Below are 18,039 nucleotides of genomic sequence, written 5' to 3' on the forward strand. Positions count from 1 at the left end.
CCGGGACGATGGTCCCGGACGGGGCCCGGACGTGGGTAGCATGAGCCCTGCAGCATCGGACCAGCGCGCCGACGAGGGCGCGCCCTTCGCGTGAGGACAGTGCATGGACCTGTACGAGTACCAGGCGCGCGACATGTTCGAGAAGCACGGCGTACCCGTGCTCCCGGGCATCGTCGCCGAGACCCCCGCCGAGGCACGCGCCGCGGCCGAGCAGCTGGGCGGCGTGGTCGTCGTCAAGGCGCAGGTCAAGGTGGGCGGACGTGGAAAGGCCGGCGGCGTCAAGGTCGCCAAGACGCCGGACGAGGCGGAGGCCTACGCCGAGGCGATCCTCGGCATGGACATCAAGGACCACACCGTGCACCGCGTGATGATCGCCGCGGGTGCCGCGATCGCCGAGGAGTTCTACTTCAGCGTGCTCCTGGACCGCGCCGAGCGCCGCTACCTCGCCATGTGCTCCGTCGAGGGCGGCATGGAGATCGAGCAGCTCGCCGTCGAGCGGCCCGACGCCCTCGCGAAGGTCGCCATCGACCCGCTGGTGGGCATCGACGAGGCGAAGGCCTACGAGATCGTCGACGAGGCGCGCTTCCCCGCGGATCTGCGCGACCAGGTCGCGGGCGTCATCCAGAAGCTGTGGACCGTCTACAAGGAGGAGGACGCGACGCTGGTCGAGGTCAACCCCCTGGTGCGCACCGAGGACGGCTCGATCATCGCGCTCGACGGCAAGGTGACCCTCGACGAGAACGCCGAGTTCCGCCACGCGGACCACGCGGCGCTCGAGGACAAGGCCGCGGCCGACCCGCTCGAGGCCAAGGCCAAGCACATGAACCTCAACTACGTGAAGCTCGACGGCTCCGTCGGCATCATCGGCAACGGTGCGGGCCTGGTGATGTCCACGCTCGACGTGGTCGCCTACGCGGGCGAGCAGTTCGGCGGTCAGAAGCCCGCGAACTTCCTCGACATCGGCGGCGGCGCGTCGGCCGAGGTGATGGCCAACGGCCTCGACGTCATCCTGCACGACCCGCAGGTCAAGAGCGTGTTCGTCAACGTGTTCGGCGGGATCACCTCCTGCGTCGCGGTGGCCGACGGCATCGTCGGCGCGCTCGAGGCGCTGGGCGACAAGGCGACCAAGCCGCTCGTCGTGCGGCTCGACGGCAACGCCGTCGAGGACGGCCGCGCGATCCTCGCGCACGCCGCCCACCCCCTCGTGACCATCGTCGAGACCATGGACGGCGCCGCGGCCAAGGCCGCCGAGCTCGCCGCCGCGGCAGAGTAAGGAGAAACCATGGCCATCTTCCTCACCGCAGAGTCCAAGGTCATCGTCCAGGGCATGACCGGCTCCGAGGGCATGAAGCACACGCAGCGCATGCTCGCCTCCGGCACCAACGTCGTCGGCGGCGTCAACCCGCGCAAGGCGGGCGCCGAGGTCGAGTTCCCCGGCGACGTGCTGGTGCCCGTGTACGGCACCGTCGCCGAGGCGATGGAGGCCACCGGCGCGGACGTGTCCGTGCTGTTCGTGCCGCCGCCGTTCACCAAGTCCGCCGTCATCGAGGCCGTCGACGCCGGCATGCCGCTGGTGGTCATCATCACGGAGGGCGTGCCGGTCGCGGACACGGCCGAGTTCTTCGCGTACGCCCAGTCGAAGGGCACGCGGCTCATCGGACCGAACTGCCCGGGGCTCATCACGCCCGGCCAGTCGAACGTGGGCATCACGCCTGCGAACATCACGGGCCCCGGCAGGATCGGGCTGGTCTCCAAGTCCGGCACGCTGACCTACCAGATGATGTTCGAGCTGCGTGACATCGGCTTCACCACCGCGGTGGGCATCGGCGGCGACCCGATCGTGGGCACCACCCACATCGACTGCCTCGAGGCGTTCGAGAACGACCCCGAGACCGCGGCGATCGTGATGATCGGCGAGATCGGCGGCGACGCCGAGGAGCGCGCCGCGGCGTACATCAAGGAGCACGTCACCAAGCCCGTGGTGGGCTACGTGGCCGGCTTCGAGGCGCCCGAGGGCAAGACCATGGGCCACGCCGGCGCCATCGTGTCCGGCTCGGCCGGCACCGCGCAGGCGAAGAAGGAGGCCCTCGAGGCCGCCGGCGTCCGCGTGGGCAAGACCCCGTCGGAGACCGCGCGCCTCATGCGGGAGATCCTCACCGGCGCCTGAGCGCACGGACGATGCGGGGCCCGGGTGCGCGAGCGCCCGGGCCCCGTTCACGTCGGCGGTCCCTCGGCGGTGCCCCGCTGACACATGAGTGCCCGCACACGCCGCTGTGCGGGCACGCATGTGTCAGCGAGGCCCGAGACCGGGGCAGTGGGAGCGAGGAGCGCGTGGCGGTCCGCCGCATCGTGCCCCGCCCGGGTGACCATTGACCCCATGCCCACCCCCCGCCCCGAGAGCTCGCGCCTGCCGCTGTTCGCGCGTATCCGCGCCGCGATCCCCGGCTGGATGGGCGGCCTGCTCACGGGCGTGCAGGGCGTGGTGCTGTCCTACCTGGTGGTGCTGGTGCCCGCGCTCGCCGCGGTGGCCGGCGCCCCGAGCCTCGACGGCTCGGCCGCGGTCGACTGGTCCGGCGCCACGGCGATCGCCACCGACCTGTGGCTGCTGGGCCACGGCGTGCCGTTCGTGACCGATCAGGCGACGCTCAGCCTCATCCCGCTGGGCCTGCCGCTCGTGACCGCGGGGATCCTCGCGGCGGTGGCGCGTCGCTTCGCGGTCAAGACCTGGGCCAGCTGGGCGCTCGCGGTCGCCGCGTTCGCGGTGGGCGCGGCGCTGATCGGCTGGCTGGGGGCGCCCGACGGGCTGCGCTCGGGCCCCGCGGCACGCGCCGCGCTGGTGGGCATGCTCATCGCCGCGCCGGCGGTCGCCGCGGGCATCTGGCGCGCCTACGGGGCTCGCCTGCGCATCCTCGACGTCATCCCCGACCCCGTGCGCGCGGGCCTGCGCCTGGGCCTCGGCACGCTCGCCCTGGTGATCGCGTCGGCGGCCGCCGTGGGAGGGGTGTGGGCGGTGCTCGGGATGGACCACGTCTCGGTGATCGCGACCAGCCTGCGGATGGACCCCCTCGGCGCCGGCGCGCTCGCGGTCGCGGAGACGCTCTACGTGCCCACCATGGTCTGCTGGATGGTCGCATGGCTGGTGGGTCCGGGGTTCGTGGTGGGCACGGGCTCGCTGTACGCGGTCGACACCCTCACCACCGATGCGCTCCCGAGCGTGCCCCTGCTCGGCGCGCTGCCGTCGGGCTCCGGTGGCTGGTGGGTGTGGGCGCCCGTGGGAGTGGTCGCGCTCGCCGCGCTCGCGCGCGCGATGCTGTCCCGCCGCATCGGACTCGACTGGGACTCGGCCAAGTCCGCGGGCGTCGCGATCCTCGCGGTCGCCACGGGGCTCGCGACCCTCACGGCGCTGTCGCGAGGCTCCGCCGGACCGGGACGGCTCGCGGACGTGGGCGCCGAGGTGGTGCCGGTCACGCTCATCGGCACCGCGCTCGTGATGGTGGGCTACGGGCTCGTGTGGGGGGTGCTCGCCGCGTGGCGATGGACCCGTGGCCGCATGCGCGGTGACGATGCGACCGTGACGGGCCCGGTGCCGCTCGCGGGCGTGCGGCCCGACGCCGCCGCCGTCAAGGACGCAGCTGCTCCGGCACGCTGAGGCCCCAGCGCTCGAACATCGCCGCCGAGGAGTCGAGGTACTCGTCGAGGCACGCCTGCTCCGCGGTGTGCGTGATGGCACGGTCCTGGCACTGCACGAGCGCGACGATCTGCTCGTGGAGGATCACCAGGCCCACGCCGGACAGGAGCGCGAGCCCCGATACCCCGAGCCCGATCCACAGCATCGTCTTGAGCGCGGTGAGCTGCACGCCTCGGAGACCGACGAGCGCGATGATCATCGCCGTCGCGCAGGCAGGCGCGAGCAGGAGCGTGCTGTAGCCCCACAGCGTGCCGAGCATCGGGACCAGCAGCATGGCCGCGAAGAGCACGAGCGACCAGCGGACGGCGCGGCGCGCTCGCGCGCCCACCTCGGGCGCGGCAGGGGTCGTCGGCATGCGGCTCCCTCGGTCGGTGTGACCCCCAGCATGCCGATAGGCTCGGCGCTGTGACAAACCCTCCCCCCGCCCGGCGTGTCGTGGTGCTCGCCTCGGGGACCGGGTCCATCCTCCGCGCCGTCATCGAGGCCGCCCGCGAGGAGGCCTTCGGTGCCCGCGTGGTCGGGGTCGTCACGGACAAGGACGATGCAGGCGCGCTCGCCATCGCGCGCGAGGCCGGCATCCCCACGGCGGTGGTCCGCCTCGAGGACTTCGAGTCGCGCGCGCTGTGGGACGAGGCCGTCGCACGCACCCTCGCGACCTTCGACCCCGAGCTGGTGCTGCTCGCGGGATTCATGCGGCTGCTCGGCGCTCCGGTGCTGGATCGGTTCGGCGGCCGCATCGTCAACACGCACCCTGCCTTGCTGCCCGCCTATCCCGGCGCGCACGGGGTGCGGGACGCCCTCGCCGGCGGCGCCAAGGTGACGGGCTGCTCCGTCATCCTGGTCGACGCGGGCGTGGACACCGGGCCCATCGTCGCGCAGGCGGCGGTCGAGGTCCTCGACGACGACACCGAGTCCACGCTCCACGCGCGCATCAAGGAGGTCGAGCAGGTCCTGGTGGCCCGCACGATCGGCCGGATGGCGCGCGAGGGCTGGACCGTCACGGGACGCTCCGTGCGATTCGGAGCGCCGACACCCACTCCCGAGGAGGAATCATGACCGAGCGTCAGGCCGTGCGCCGCGCCCTCATCTCCGTGTACGACAAGACCGGCATCGAGGAGCTCGCGACCGCGCTCACGCATGAGGGCGTGCAGATCGTCTCCACCGGCTCGACCGCGCAGCGCATCGCCTCCGCAGGCGTCCCGGTCACGCCGGTCGAGGAGCTCACCGGCTTCCCGGAGTGCCTCGACGGCCGCGTGAAGACGCTGCACCCGCGCGTCCACGCCGGCATCCTCGCGGACCGTCGCCTGCCCGACCATGTGCGCCAGCTCGAGGAGCTGGGGATCGAGGCCTTCGACCTCGTGGTGGTCAACCTCTACCCGTTCGCCGCGACCGTCGCGTCCGGCGCCTCCGACGATGAGATCGTCGAGCAGATCGACATCGGCGGGCCGTCCATGGTGCGTGCCGCCGCGAAGAACCACGCGTCCGTCGCGGTGGTCGTGGACCCGACCGACTACGAGGCCGTCGCCTCCGCCGTGGGCCACGGAGGCTTCACCGTCGCGGACCGCACGCGCTACGCGGCGAAGGCCTTCCAGCACACGGCCGAGTACGACGTCGCGGTCGCGACGTGGATGTCCGCGCACGCCGAGGACGAGCCCGCGGCGCTCGCGCCCTGGATGGGCGCATCGTTCACCCGCGAGGCGATCCTGCGCTACGGCGAGAACCCGCACCAGTCCGCGGCGCTGTACACGGACGGCTCGGGTGCCGGCATCGCCGGCGCGCGGCAGCTGCACGGCAAGGAGATGTCCTTCAACAACTACGTCGACGCGGACGCCGCGGTGCGCGCCGCGTACGACCACGCCGGCCCCGCGGTCGCCGTGATCAAGCACGCGAACCCGTGCGGCATCGCGGTCGCGGACACCATCGCGGAGGCGCACGCCAAGGCGCACGCGACGGACCCGGTCAGCGCCTTCGGCGGCGTCATCGCGTCCAACGGCGTGATCACGGCCGATGCGGCCCGCCAGATCGCGGAGATCTTCACCGAGGTGGTGGTCGCGCCCGGCTACGAGGACGAGGCGATCACCGTCCTCACCGCGAAGAAGAACCTGCGCATCCTCGAGATCGACCCCGCGCCGCTTGCCTCCGAGTGGCGTCGCATCACGGGTGGGCTGCTGGTCCAGGACGTCGACGCGATCGACGCGCCCGGCGATGCGACCGCCGCCTGGCAGCACGTCGCCGGCCCCGTGCCGGACCAGGCGCTGCTCGCCGAGCTCGAGTTCGCGTGGCGCGCGTGCCGCGCGGTGAAGTCCAACGCGATCCTGCTCGCGAAGGACGGCGCCGCGGTGGGCATCGGCATGGGCCAGGTCAACCGGGTCGACTCGTGCCGGCTCGCGGTGAGCCGCGCGGGCACGGAGCGGGCCGCCGGCTCGGTCGCGGCGTCCGACGCGTTCTTCCCGTTCGCGGACGGCCTCGAGGTGCTGATCGAGGGCGGGGTCAAGGCCGTCGTGTCGCCCGGCGGGTCCGTGCGCGACGCCGAGGTCATCGCGGCCGCCGAGTCCGCCGGCATCACGCTGGTCCACACCGGCACGCGTCACTTCTTCCACTGAGGTCCCGCGTGTCCGAGAGCTCCCTCACGCCGCGACGGCTCGCCTACCTGCTGGCCCTCGCCGTGGTCGCGGTCGCCCTGTCGGGCCTCCTCATCGGGGTGGGACGGGCGGTGCTCGCGCTCGCGGTGTTCGCCGCGGCCGGGGCGGTCGCGCGCATCATCACGCCGGTCGAGCGGGCCTTCGCCGTGCGCCGGCGCGCGATCGATGTGGGCGTGCTCGTGGTGCTGGCAGCGGCGCTCGCCTTCCTGGGGCTCACCACGCCGCTGAGCTGAGAGGTCGTCCCCCGGACAGACGGAAGGCCCCGCCGCATGGCGGGGCCTTCCGTGCGTGCGGGGTCAGTCCTCGATGAGTTCGACGACCTCGACCGTCTCGAGGTCCTCCTCCGGCCCGAAGGCGCGGACCAGCATTCCGGCCACCGCGGCACCGATCATGGGGGCGACCCAGAAGAGCCACACCTGCTGGAGGTGGTCGGCGCCGGAGAACAGCGCGATGCCGGTCGCTCGCGCGGGGTTGAGCGCGCCGTTGGTGAACGGGATCGCGATGAGCACCAGGAAGCCGACCGTGAGGCCGATCGCGAAGGGCGCGACCGCCGGGTTGGCGCGGTGCGACGTGACGGAGAGCACCACGGCGACCAGCAGCGCGGCGATGATGACCTCGACCACGCCGGCCGCGACCCAGCCGAACTGCGTGGGCGAGAACTCGCCGTAGCCGTTCGCGCCGGTCGCGATGAACTCCTGCGCGGTGCCGATCTGGTCGTAGAGCGCGTTGGTCGACCGCAGCCCCAGCAGCACCGCGCCCGCCGCGCTCGCGCCGAGCAGCTGCGCCAGGATGTACGGCGCGACGTCGCGGCCGGGGAAGCGGCCCGCGAGCCAGACGCCCACGGTCACCGCGGGGTTGAGGTGGGCGCCGGAGATTCCGCCGAAGATGAGCGCGGCGATGATGACGCCCAGCGCGAAGGCGAACGCGACCGTGATGACGTCCCAGCCCATCACGCCGGAGAACACGGCGGCGCCCACGCCCATGAACACGAGGATGAACGTGCCGGCCAGCTCGGCCGCCATGCGGCTCACCAGGCTCGGTCCGGAGGTGTCCTCGACCCAGACGTCGTCGTCGATCTCCTCGGTGAGGAGGACCTCCTCCTCGACGGGAGCGCCCTCGTCCGTCTCGACCGCCTGGTCCACGGCCTCGTCGACCGGCTCCGTCGGCTCCTTCTCAGGACCGTCCTCGAACTCTCGCTGGCTCATCGTTCCTCCTGCGTAGGGGCGCCTCGGCGGGCGCGCTCCGTCGCATCGTCGCATGCCTGCGGGCCATGCGCGAGAGGGCCATATCCTGCCGTGACCTTGGGCCCGGTCCCGTGGACTAGCCTGGTGCCACCATCCCCGAAGGTGTGAGGACTGACGCATGGCGAAGATCAAGGTCGAGGGCAAGGTCGTCGAGCTCGACGGCGACGAGATGACGCGGATCATCTGGCAGTTCATCAAGGACCGCCTCATCCACCCGTATCTCGATGTGGACCTCGAGTACTACGACCTGGGGATCGAGTCGCGCGACGCGACCGACGACCAGATCACGATCGACGCGGCGAACGCCATCAAGAAGCACGGTGTGGGCGTCAAGTGCGCGACGATCACGCCGGACGAGGCGCGTGTCGAGGAGTTCGGGCTCAAGCGCATGTACGTGTCGCCCAACGGCACCATCCGCAACATCCTCGGCGGCGTGGTGTTCCGCGAGCCGATCATCATCTCCAACGTCCCGCGCCTGGTGCCGGGGTGGACCAAGCCGATCGTCATCGGCCGTCACGCGCACGGCGACCAGTACAAGGCCACCAACTTCAAGGTGCCCGGCGCCGGCAGGCTCACGGTGACCTTCACGCCCGAGGACGGCTCTGAGCCCATCGAGCACGTGGTCGCGAACTACGGCGCCGACGGCGGCGTCGCGATGGGCATGTACAACTTCAACAAGTCCATCGAGGACTTCGCGCGCGCCTCCTTCGCCTACGGCCTGCAGCGCGGCTACCCGGTGTACCTGTCCACCAAGAACACGATCCTCAAGGCCTACGACGGCCAGTTCAAGGACATCTTCGCCGACGTGTTCGAGAAGGAGTACAAGGCGCAGTTCGATGCCGCGGGCATCACCTACGAGCACCGCCTGATCGACGACATGGTCGCCGCCGCGATGAAGTGGGAGGGCGGCTACGTCTGGGCCTGCAAGAACTACGACGGCGACGTCCAGTCCGACACGGTCGCGCAGGGCTTCGGCTCGCTGGGCCTCATGACCTCGGTGCTCATGACCCCGGACGGCAGGACCGTCGAGGCGGAGGCGGCGCACGGCACCGTCACCCGTCACTTCCGTCAGCACCAGGCCGGCAAGCCCACGTCGACCAACCCGATCGCGTCGATCTTCGCGTGGACCGGCGGCCTCAAGCACCGCGGCAAGCTCGACGGCACCCCCGAGGTCACCGGCTTCGCCGAGACCCTCGAGGACGTCATCATCAAGTCCGTCGAGGGCGGTGCCATGACCAAGGACCTCGCCCTGCTCGTGGGTCCCGACCAGGAGTGGCAGACCACCGAGGAGTTCCTCGCGACCCTCGACGCCAACCTCTCGGCGCGTCTGGGCTGAGCCCCCGAGACGCGCGACGGGACGATGCGTCGGCGACCGGCGCATCGTCCCCCCGCAGTTTCCCCGTAGTCCCCATCGCAGAAGGAGTCACAGCGCTGTGAGCACCACCCCTGTCAACGTCACCGTCACCGGAGCGGCCGGCCAGATCGGCTACGCGCTCCTGTTCCGCATCGCGTCGGGCGCGATGCTCGGCCCGGACACCCCGGTCCGCCTGCGCCTGCTCGAGATCCCCCAGGCGGTCAAGGCCGCCGAGGGCACCGCGATGGAGCTGGACGACTGCGCCTTCCCGCTGCTGGACGGCATCGACATCCACGACTCCGCCGAGGCCGCCTTCGACGGCGTCAACGTCGCGCTCCTGGTAGGCGCGCGTCCGCGCGGACCGGGCATGGAGCGCGGCGACCTGCTCGCGGCGAACGGCGGCATCTTCGGGCCGCAGGGCGCGGCGATCAACGCGGGCGCGGCGGACGATGTGCGCGTGCTCGTGGTCGGCAACCCGGCCAACACGAACGCCCTCATCGCGGCGTCGCACGCGCCCGATGTGCCCGCTGAGCGCTTCACCGCGATGATGCGCCTGGACCACAACCGTGCGCTCGCGCAGCTCGCGTCGAAGGCGGGCGTGGGCGTCTCGGAGGTCTCGAACGTCACCATCTGGGGCAACCACTCCGCGAAGCAGTATCCGGACATCGCGCACGCCGTCATCGGCGGCCGCCCGGCACCGGCCGTCATCGCGGACGATGCGTGGGTCGCCGACACCTTCATCCCGACCGTCGCGAAGCGCGGCGCGGCGATCATCGACGCGCGCGGCGCCTCGTCCGCCGCGTCCGCCGCGAATGCCGCTATCGACCACGTGCGCGACTGGGTGCTCGGGACCCCGGATGGCTCGTGGACGTCGGTGGGCCTCGTGTCCGACGGCTCGTACGGCGTGCCCGAGGGCATCATCTCCGGCTTCCCGTGCGTGTCGAAGGACGGCGCCTGGGAGATCGTCCAGGGCCTCGAGATGTCCGAGGCCGCGCAGGCGGGCCTCCAGGTGTCCGTCGACGAGCTGGTCGAGGAGCGCGACGCCGTCACGGAGCTGTCGCTCATCTAGCCGCACACCGCGAAGGCCCCGATCCGCTCCGGCGGGCCGGGGCCTTCGTGGTGTGCGCCCCCGTCCCCCGTCGACGCAAGTGGTAGCCCTTGGTCGGTTCTGCGAGATCGCGGCATCGCAGTGGTGGCTCAGTGCCGCGGGCGCTGGGGCAGGGAGCGGTGGCGGCTGGGCGCGGGTGCCGGGTCGTGGGCCGCTCAGGGCCGGGGGACGTCGACAGTTGCACACGGGGGACCAGTCGGCGGCACCTCGGCTGCCGACAATGGCCGACCACTGTGATGCTGAAACCTCCGAGAACCGACCAACGCCTACCACTTCCCGAGGGGGAGGGGGCCGCTTCCCGAGGGGGAGCCGACCGCTTCCCGAGGAGGAGAGGAGCGGGGCGGGTGGTGTGAACGCCCACATCACGGATCGGTAACGAACCGGTGAACCCCCCTTGCGCGTTTGATTGTTAGTAACCTTTACTAACGAACATGAGCCCCCAGGGAGCAGACCTCGCGACGCAGCGAGGCACCGCGCGCCAGCAGCGCTTCGCATCGTCGGTGCGCGCCGGCAGCCGCGTGACGCCCGAGCGGGCCCGCAGCCACAACCGCGTGCTCGTGCTCCAGGAGCTGTACCGCTCCGAGGGGCTGTCCCGCGCGGACCTCGCCCGTGCCGTGGGCCTCACGCGCGTCACCATCTCCGACCTGGTCGCGGACCTGATCGCGGACGGCCTGGTCATCGAGCTCGGCCTGCGCTCCGACGCCCGCCCCGGCAAGCCCGCGACGCTGCTCGACATCAACCGCAAGGGCTTCGCGGTCATCGCGCTCGACCTCTCCTACGACAACCTGTTCCGCGGCGTGGTCACCGACCTCGACGGCACGGTGCTCCACCGCGAGCACGCCGACGTCACCGGCATCACCGGCACCGACGCGATCGACGCGGTCGCCGCGCTCCTCGACCGCCTGGTCGCGGCCGCCAAGGCTCCCGTGCTGGGGGTGGGGGTCGGCAGCCCCGGCATCGTGGACGATGCGGGCACGGTCCTGTCCGCCCCCAACCTGGGTTGGGCGGACGTCCCGCTGCAGGCGGCCCTCGCGGAGCGCAGCGAGCTCCCGGTGCTGGTCGCGAACGACGCCAACGCCGCCGCGCTCGCGGAGCGCACCTTCGGCGGCGCGCATGAGGACGCGATCCTCGTCCGCGTGGGTCGAGGCGTCGGCGCGGGGCTCATCGTCGGCGGACGACTGGTGCGCGGCGCGCACTCCGCTGCCGGCGAGCTCGGGCACGTGGTGGTCGGCACCGACGGCGGCGACGTCTGCGCGTGCGGCAAGTCCGGGTGCCTCGAGACCTGGCTTGCCATCCCCCGCCTCCAGGCCCGCCTCGAGGCGGCCGACGATGCCGACACCCGCCGCGCGGCCCTCGCCGCGGCCGGCGAGCGTCTGGGCATCTCCCTCGCGCCCGTGGTGGGCGCCCTCAATCTCGGGGAGGTCGTGCTGAGCGGCCCCCTCGATCTTCTCGACGGCTCGCTCCTCGAGTCCGCCGCCGAGACGATCCGCTCCCGCACGATGGCCGACTCCCACGGCGGTCCTGCGGTACGGATGACCACGCTCGGGCGCGACATCGTCGTGCTCGGGGCCGCGGTCATGGTCCTCACCGGCCAGCTGGGGGTCTTCTGACCCTCGTCCCCACTCCCCGAGCCCTGCGGGCCCGGGAAACCCTACGAAGGAACTGGAACTGGAATGAAGAAGACGATGCTGGGGGTGACCGCGTTCGCGGCCGCCGGCGCCATCGCCCTGGCGGGTTGCTCGTCGACCGGCGAGGGCTCGACCGACACCACGCCCACCGCGGCGGGCAGCGAGCCTGCTGCCGCTCCCGCGGCGGAGGACATCACGCTCTGGCTGGCCGGTACGGACACGCCCGACGCGCTCATCGAGTACCTGAAGACCGAGTACGCCGAGGTCAACGGCGGCGCGCTCACCGTCGAGCAGATCGGTTGGGGCGACCTCATCTCGTCGCTCACCACCGCGCTGCCCGACTCCGAGAACACCCCCGACGTGGTCGAGGTGGGCAACACGCAGGCCGCGACCTTCACCACGGTCGGTGCGTTCATGGACCTCACCGACCACTACGAGGAGCTGGGCGGCGACTCGCTGCTCCAGGGCTTCGTCGAGGCCGGTTCGATCGGCGACTCGGTCTACGCGCTCCCGTACTACTTCGGCTCCCGTGCGGTGTTCTACCGCAAGGACATCTACGACGCCGCGGGCGTCTCGGTGCCCACCACGCTCGCCGAGTACACCGAGGCCAACAAGACGATGCTCGACGAGGGCGTCGGCGGTGCGTACCTGGCCGGCCGCGACTGGCGCTCCGGGATCTCGTGGATCTTCGCCAACGGCGGCGACATCGCCGAGTACGACGGCTCCGAGTGGCACGCCGCGCTCGACTCGCCCGAGGCGATCGCGGGCATGGAGCAGTGGCAGGAGCTCTTCACCACGGCGAACGTCGCGAAGGCGACGGACGACGACACGACCACCTACTCGGCGATCAACGACGAGTTCCTCCCCGGGACCCCCGCATCGTCCACGATGGCGCCGTCCTGGGCCACCTGGACGCTCGGCGACTTCGACGAGGAGTCCGAGGCGTACGTGTGGAACCCGGAGACCTTCGGCGTCTACGCCCTCCCGGGCGTCGACGGCGGCGTGGCCCCCGTGTTCGCGGGCGGCTCGAACATCGGCATCTCGGCCGCGACCCAGCACCCCGACGGCGCGATGGCCCTCATGGAGATCATCTTCGCCGACGAGTACCAGCAGATGCTGGCCGAGAACGGCATGGGCCCGGCGAACCTCGACTTCGCCGACGCCTACATCGGCGCCGGCTCGTTCGAGGGCGTCAACGAGATCGCCTACGAGGCAGCCGCGAACGCGAAGCTCACCCCGGCCGCGGCCGGCTGGGCCAGCATCGAGGAGGCCGGGATCATGGAGGACTACTTCCAGGCGGTCGCCGAGGGCGGCGACGTCGCCTCGCTCGCGGTCGAGGCGAACGCCAAGATCGACCAGCTCATCAACGGCTAGCAACCACTCGAGCGGCCTCGCCGCTCATGCAGGGGCCCGGGTGCGCACCCGCACCCGGGCCCCTGCCATGGCTGGACCCCATCTCAGCACCATCGAGAGGCACATCATGACCACCACCATGACGGCGCCGGCGAGCAGCCCGGCCCGCGTGGAGCAGCCCCCGCGGCGACGGCGCCGCGGCCAGAAGCTGCCGTACATCCTGCTCATCCCGGCGATCGTGACACTGCTGATCGGCCTCGGCTACCCCGTGACGTGGCAGATCCTCAACTCCTTCAAGGAGTACGGGCTCAAGCAGCAGTTCGGTCAGCCTGCCGAGTTCGTCGGCTTCGACAACTACATCGCGCTGTTCACGGACGCCGTCTTCTGGCAGATCGCGCTGCGCTCCGTGGCCTTCATGGCCGCCACCGCCGCGGTCACCATGGTGATCGGCATCGCGTTCGCGCTCCTGATGAAGGTCATCCCGACCTGGTCGCGCATCGTCCTCCAGGTGGCGATGCTGCTGGCCTGGGCCATGCCCATCGTCGCCCAGATGACCGTGGCGAACTGGCTCATCGACGACCGCAACGGCGTGCTCAACTACGTCCTGTCGCTGATCCCCGGCGTCGACTACATCGGTCACGACTGGCTGCGCGACCCCCTCAGCTTCTTCGGCGTCGCGCTGGTCATCATCACGTGGGCCTCGGTGCCGTTCGTCGCCTTCTCCGTCTACGCGGGGCTGACGCAGGTCTCCGAGGAGGTCCTCGAGGCCGGCCAGCTCGACGGCGCGAGCCCGTTCCAGATGCTGCGCCTCATCATCATGCCGATCATCCGCCCCGTGCTGGTGATCCTCATCCTGCTGCAGCTCATCTGGGATCTCCGGGTGTTCGCGCAGATCCAGCTGCTGCAGGACTTCGGCGCCGCCGGTGAGCGGTACGACCTGCTCGGCACGTACATCTACGGCCTCGGCATCGGCCAGGGCCAGTTCGGGGCGGCCGCGGCCGCCGCCATGGTGGTCATGATCCTCACGCTCGCGGTGAGCTGGGGCTACGTCCGCCGCCTGCTCAAGGAGGATGAGGAGTCGTGAAGCGCACGGTCTTCCGCGGCGCCGGTGCGGCGCTGGCCCTGGTGCTCGCCCTCGTCTGGGCGTTCCCCGTCTACTGGATGGTCAACTCGTCCTTCCTGACGCCCGCGACCATCTCGAAGCTCGAGCCCACCTGGGTGCCGTTCGGCGGCAACCTCTCGAACTACCGCGCGGTGCTCGCCGACAACGCCTTCACCTCCGCGCTCGGAATGTCCCTCGTGGTGACCGCCATCTGCCTGGTGCTGTGCCTCGTGTACGCGCTGCTGGCCTCGTTCGCGATCGGCCGCTTCCGGTTCAAGGGCCGCAAGAGCTTCGTGCTCGCGATCATCGTGGTCCAGATGCTGCCCGCCGAGGCGATGTTCATCGCGCAGTACAAGATGCTCGCGGGCGCGAACCTCCTCAACTCCGTCATCGGCGTCTCGGTGATCTACCTCGCGATGGTGGTGCCGTTCACCACGTGGATGCTGCGAGGCTTCGTCGCCGGCATCCCGGTGGATCTCGAGGAGGCCGCCATGATCGACGGCTGCACCCGCATGGGCGCGTTCCGTCGCGTGACCTTCCCGCTGCTCGCACCGGGCCTGGTGGCGTCGGGCGTGTTCGCCTTCCTCCAGGTGTGGAACGAGTTCGCGCTCGCGTCGATCATCCTCACCGAGAGCCAGAAGGCCACCCTGCCGCTGTGGCTGCGCGACTTCGCGCAGTCGTCGAACCTGGGCGTCACCGAGTGGGGCGAGGTCATGGCCGGATCGGTGCTGGTCGCCATCCCCGTGATCGTGTTCTTCATGATCGTCCAGGGGCGCATGGCGCAGGGCCTCGTCGGCGGCGCGGTCAAGGGGTGAGCGACGTGACCAACCCCCTCAGCGTGCTCATGCCCGGCTTCGTCGGGCACACCCTCCCGGGCTGGCTCGAGGCCAGGCTGCGCGACGGGCTGGGCGGCGTGTGCCTCTTCGGTGCGAACGTCGAGTCCCCGGAGCAGCTGCGCACCCTCACCGACGCGATCCACGCGGCCAACCCCCGCGCGATCGTCGCGATCGACGAGGAGGGCGGCGACGTCTCGCGGCTGTACCAGGCCGTCGGCTCGCCCTTCCCCGGCAACGCGGTCCTCGGCCGCCTGGACGATGCGGCGGCCACCGAGGCCGTCGCGGCCCGGGTGGGCGCGGAGCTCGCGGCGGTGGGCGTGGACCTCACGCTCGCCCCGGACGTCGACGTCAACGCCAACCCCCGCAACCCGGTGATCGGTGTGCGCAGCTTCGGGGCCGACCCGGCGCTCGTGGCACGCCACACCGAGGCATGGGTGCGCGGCGTGCAGTCCACCGGCGTCTCGGCGTGCGCGAAGCACTTCCCGGGCCACGGCGACACCGCGCAGGACTCGCATCACGCGCTCCCGGTGGTGGATGCCGCGGCGCAGGTGCTGCACGAGCGCGACCTGCCGCCCTTCGTCGCCGCGATCGACGCGGGGACGGCCACGGTGATGACCTCGCACCTCATGGTGCCCGCGCTCGACGCGGAGCTCCCCGCGACGTTCTCACGGCCCATCCTCCAGGGCCTCCTGCGGGCCGGGCTCGGCTTCGAGGGCGTGGTGGTGACCGACGCGCTCGACATGGCCGGCGCCTCCGCCGGTCGCGGCATCCCCGCAGCCGCGGTCCTCGCGCTCGCGGGCGGCTCCGACCTGCTGTGCCTGGGCTCGGTGAACCCCGACGAGGAGATCGGCGAGATCGCGGACGCGATCGCGGCGGCGGTCGCGTCCGGCGCGCTCGACGCCGACCGCCTCGCGGACGCGGCGGCACGATGCGCGGCGCTGGGGTCCGCCCACGCCGAGCGGCGGGCGGACGGAGCGACGGCCGCCGTCCCCGGCATCGTCGACGCCGGCATGGTGCGGCGCACGTTCGACGTGTCCGCCGAGGCGCGCGAGCTGCTCGCGCAGGACCGTCCCCGCGCGTGGCTGCGGCTCGACCCGGCCGCGAACATGGCGGTCGGGAACGCGCCCTGGGGGCCCTTCGCCGCAGGCCTGGAGCCGCTGGCGAGCCTCGGTTCCGCGGGCGAGATCGCACCGTTCGCCGCGGCCGTCCCCGACGGCGCGCTCGCGATCGTGGTGGGCAAGGACAACCACCGGCACCCGTGGGCGCTCGCGGCGATCGCCGCGGTGCGCGAGCGGGGCGACGCGGTGGTGGTGGACATGGGATGGCCGGGCGACCGCGCCGCCGACGTCGCGACCTACGGGGCCTCGCGACTGGTGGGCGAGGCGCTCATCGAGCTGATCGGACAGTGAGCATGCATCTGGGAATCGACATCGGCGGCACCAAGACCGATGCCGTGGTCGTGGACGCGTCCGGCGCGGTCCTCGCCCGTGACCGCCGGCCCTCCGGGAGAGGCGCCGATGCCGTGGTCGCGGCGGCGCTCGAGAGCGCGCGTGCCGCGTGCGCCGACGCCGGCCTGACGCCCGGCGAGGTGACGGTGGGCATCGGCACGCCGGGCACCGTGATCGACGGCATCGTGTCGCACGCGGTGAACCTGCGGGTGGACAGGATGGACCTCGCGGGCGAGTTCGCCGCCGGTTGGGGCGCACGGCCCGAGGTGGACAACGACGTGAACGTCGCCGCGCTGGGCGCGTGGACGCTCGCGGGCGACGGGGCGGACCGCTCGATGGCCTACCTCAACCTGGGGACGGGGCTCGCGGCGGGGCTGGTGCTCGGGGGCCGCGTGTGGCGCGGCGCGCGCGGCGCCGCAGGGGAGATCGGGCACATCTCGGTCGACCCGGCCGGACCCGTGGGCGCCGACGGGCTCCCCGGCGGGCTCGAGACGTACGCCTCGGGCTCGGGTCTCGCGCTCCAGTGGGGCGTGGACGGCGCAACGGGTCGCGACGTGGTCGAGGCGGCCGCCTCGGGCGATGCGCGGGCACGCGAGATCTGCGAGCGCGCGTACTACGGGCTCGCCTCATGCGTCCGCGTGCTGGTGCTCACGCTCGACGTCGACGAGGTGGTGATCGGCGGCGGCATGACCGCGTGGGGAGCCGAGCTCATGGACGGCGCGACCCGCATCCTGGACGCGTGGGCGGGCGCCAGCCCGTTCCTCGCCTCGCTCGAGCTCGCCGCGCGCATGCGGGCGCTCGACATCGACGTCCCGGTGGCCGCCGTGGGCGCCGCGATGCTGGGAGGCGGACGTGGCTGAGGTCATCGTGGTCGAGACGCCCGCGGAGGCGGGGGCGTTCGTGGCGGCGCACATCGCCGCTCAGGTGCGCACGAGCCCCGAGTTCACGCTCGGCGTCGCGACGGGCTCGACGCCGCTCCCGGTCTACGAGGCGCTCCGCGCCGAGGCGCAGGCGGGCACCGACTTCACGCGCATGACCGCCTTCGCGCTCGACGAGTACGTGGGCCTGCCTGCGGGCCATCCCGAGAGCTACCGCGCGGTGGTGGACCGGGAGGTCACGGTGCCGCTCGGGCTCGACCCGGCACGGGTGCACGTGCCCGACGGCTCCGCCGAGGGGATCGAGACCGCGGGCGAGCGTTACGAGGAGGCGCTGTGCGCGCATGGGGGGGTGGACCTGCAGCTGCTGGGGATCGGTCGCACGGGGCATCTGGGCTTCAACGAGCCGGGGTCCTCGTTCGGGTCGCTGACCCGCGTGAAGACGCTGACAGAGAGGACGCGAGAGGACAACGCGCGCTTCTTCGACTCGCTGGATCAGGTCCCCGTGCACTGCGTGACGCAGGGGCTGGGCACCATCCTCCGGGCGCGGCACCTGGTGCTGCTCGCCTTCGGGGAGTCGAAGGCGGAGGCGCTCGCGGCGGCGGTCGAGGGACCGGTGTCCGCGTCGATGCCCGGCTCGGCGATCCAGCTGCATCCCCGGGTCACCGTGGTGGTCGACCCCGGCGCCGCCTCGCGGCTGCGCTTCGCCGACTACTACCGTTGGGCCCAGGACAACAAGCCTGACTGGCAGGGGATCTGAC

The 18,039-nt window shown here is 72.0% G+C and carries 17 protein-coding genes; 15 read left to right on the forward strand and 2 right to left on the reverse strand.

The window, feature by feature from the left end; genetic code table 11:
- Positions 1-103 precede the first annotated feature (103 nt).
- The 3 genes from sucC (at position 104) to AOM00_RS10095 (ending at position 3,649) form a co-directional block, all read left to right on the forward strand.
- Complete coding sequence (sucC, locus tag AOM00_RS10085) at positions 104-1,273, forward strand: ADP-forming succinate--CoA ligase subunit beta (RefSeq protein WP_062517660.1); 1,170 nt, start codon at positions 104-106, stop codon at positions 1,271-1,273.
- Positions 1,274-1,282: 9 nt separating this feature from the next.
- On the forward strand, positions 1,283-2,167 hold the full coding sequence (sucD, locus tag AOM00_RS10090) for a succinate--CoA ligase subunit alpha (protein ID WP_062517661.1): 885 nt from the start codon (positions 1,283-1,285) through the stop codon (positions 2,165-2,167).
- A gap of 210 nt (positions 2,168-2,377) precedes the next feature.
- Positions 2,378-3,649 (forward strand): cell division protein PerM, encoded by a 1,272-nt coding sequence (locus AOM00_RS10095; RefSeq protein WP_062517662.1) that lies wholly within the window; start codon positions 2,378-2,380, stop codon positions 3,647-3,649.
- Here AOM00_RS10095 and AOM00_RS10100 read toward each other — a convergent pair.
- Entirely contained in the window at positions 3,621-4,043 is a 423-nt protein-coding gene (locus AOM00_RS10100) for a hypothetical protein (protein WP_062517663.1), read from the reverse strand. The genes AOM00_RS10095 and AOM00_RS10100 overlap by 29 nt on opposite strands.
- Positions 4,044-4,093: 50 nt before the next feature.
- On the opposite strand from AOM00_RS10100, the gene purN reads away from it, so the two are divergent.
- The 3 genes from purN to AOM00_RS10115 are packed head-to-tail and all read left to right on the forward strand — an operon-like array spanning position 4,094 to position 6,563.
- A complete protein-coding gene (purN, locus tag AOM00_RS10105; protein ID WP_062517664.1) occupies positions 4,094-4,744 on the forward strand; it encodes a phosphoribosylglycinamide formyltransferase in 651 nt (216 codons plus the stop codon).
- The gene (gene purH, locus AOM00_RS10110; RefSeq protein ID WP_062517665.1) at positions 4,741-6,291 is read left to right on the forward strand and encodes a bifunctional phosphoribosylaminoimidazolecarboxamide formyltransferase/IMP cyclohydrolase; all 1,551 of its coding nucleotides are present in this window, start codon (positions 4,741-4,743) and stop codon (positions 6,289-6,291) included. The genes purN and purH overlap by 4 nt, the downstream gene beginning before the upstream one ends.
- A gap of 8 nt (positions 6,292-6,299) precedes the next feature.
- Positions 6,300-6,563, forward strand: coding sequence for a hypothetical protein (locus AOM00_RS10115; RefSeq protein ID WP_062517666.1), 264 nt, complete (start codon positions 6,300-6,302; stop codon positions 6,561-6,563).
- 63 nt (positions 6,564-6,626) lie between these two features.
- Here the strand turns inward: AOM00_RS10115 and AOM00_RS10120 are convergent, their stop codons facing one another.
- A complete protein-coding gene (locus tag AOM00_RS10120; RefSeq protein ID WP_062517667.1) occupies positions 6,627-7,535 on the reverse strand; it encodes an aquaporin in 909 nt (302 codons plus the stop codon).
- Positions 7,536-7,692: 157 nt separating this feature from the next.
- Between AOM00_RS10120 and AOM00_RS10125 the strand changes: the two genes are divergently transcribed.
- The 9 genes from AOM00_RS10125 to AOM00_RS10165 all read left to right on the forward strand — a co-directional run bounded on the left by AOM00_RS10125 (position 7,693) and on the right by AOM00_RS10165 (position 18,038).
- Positions 7,693-8,910, forward strand: a complete 1,218-nt coding sequence (locus AOM00_RS10125; protein ID WP_062517668.1) for an NADP-dependent isocitrate dehydrogenase — start codon at positions 7,693-7,695, stop codon at positions 8,908-8,910.
- Between the two features lie 97 nt (positions 8,911-9,007).
- Entirely contained in the window at positions 9,008-9,997 is a 990-nt protein-coding gene (locus AOM00_RS10130) for a malate dehydrogenase (RefSeq protein ID WP_062517669.1), read from the forward strand.
- 470 nt (positions 9,998-10,467) lie between these two features.
- Entirely contained in the window at positions 10,468-11,646 is a 1,179-nt protein-coding gene (locus AOM00_RS10135) for an ROK family transcriptional regulator (protein ID WP_062517670.1), read from the forward strand.
- A gap of 63 nt (positions 11,647-11,709) precedes the next feature.
- A complete protein-coding gene (locus AOM00_RS10140) occupies positions 11,710-13,038 on the forward strand; it encodes an extracellular solute-binding protein (protein WP_082096893.1) in 1,329 nt (442 codons plus the stop codon).
- Positions 13,039-13,144: 106 nt separating this feature from the next.
- Entirely contained in the window at positions 13,145-14,101 is a 957-nt protein-coding gene (locus AOM00_RS10145) for a carbohydrate ABC transporter permease (protein ID WP_062517671.1), read from the forward strand.
- Positions 14,098-14,934 carry a carbohydrate ABC transporter permease gene (locus AOM00_RS10150; RefSeq protein ID WP_228373468.1) on the forward strand — a complete coding sequence of 279 codons (837 nt, stop codon included), beginning with the start codon at positions 14,098-14,100 and terminating at the stop codon, positions 14,932-14,934. The genes AOM00_RS10145 and AOM00_RS10150 overlap by 4 nt, the downstream gene beginning before the upstream one ends.
- 5 nt (positions 14,935-14,939) lie before the next feature.
- Positions 14,940-16,364, forward strand: a complete 1,425-nt coding sequence (locus AOM00_RS10155; protein WP_228373469.1) for a glycoside hydrolase family 3 N-terminal domain-containing protein — start codon at positions 14,940-14,942, stop codon at positions 16,362-16,364.
- 2 nt (positions 16,365-16,366) lie between these two features.
- Positions 16,367-17,263, forward strand: coding sequence for an ROK family protein (locus AOM00_RS10160; RefSeq protein ID WP_062517672.1), 897 nt, complete (start codon positions 16,367-16,369; stop codon positions 17,261-17,263).
- Positions 17,256-18,038 (forward strand): glucosamine-6-phosphate deaminase, encoded by a 783-nt coding sequence (locus AOM00_RS10165; RefSeq protein WP_062517673.1) that lies wholly within the window; start codon positions 17,256-17,258, stop codon positions 18,036-18,038. Before AOM00_RS10160 ends, AOM00_RS10165 begins: the two co-directional genes overlap by 8 nt.
- Position 18,039 lies beyond the last annotated feature (1 nt).

The organism is Demequina gelatinilytica (assembly GCF_000971115.1).
Taxonomy (GTDB): domain Bacteria; phylum Actinomycetota; class Actinomycetes; order Actinomycetales; family Demequinaceae; genus Demequina; species Demequina gelatinilytica.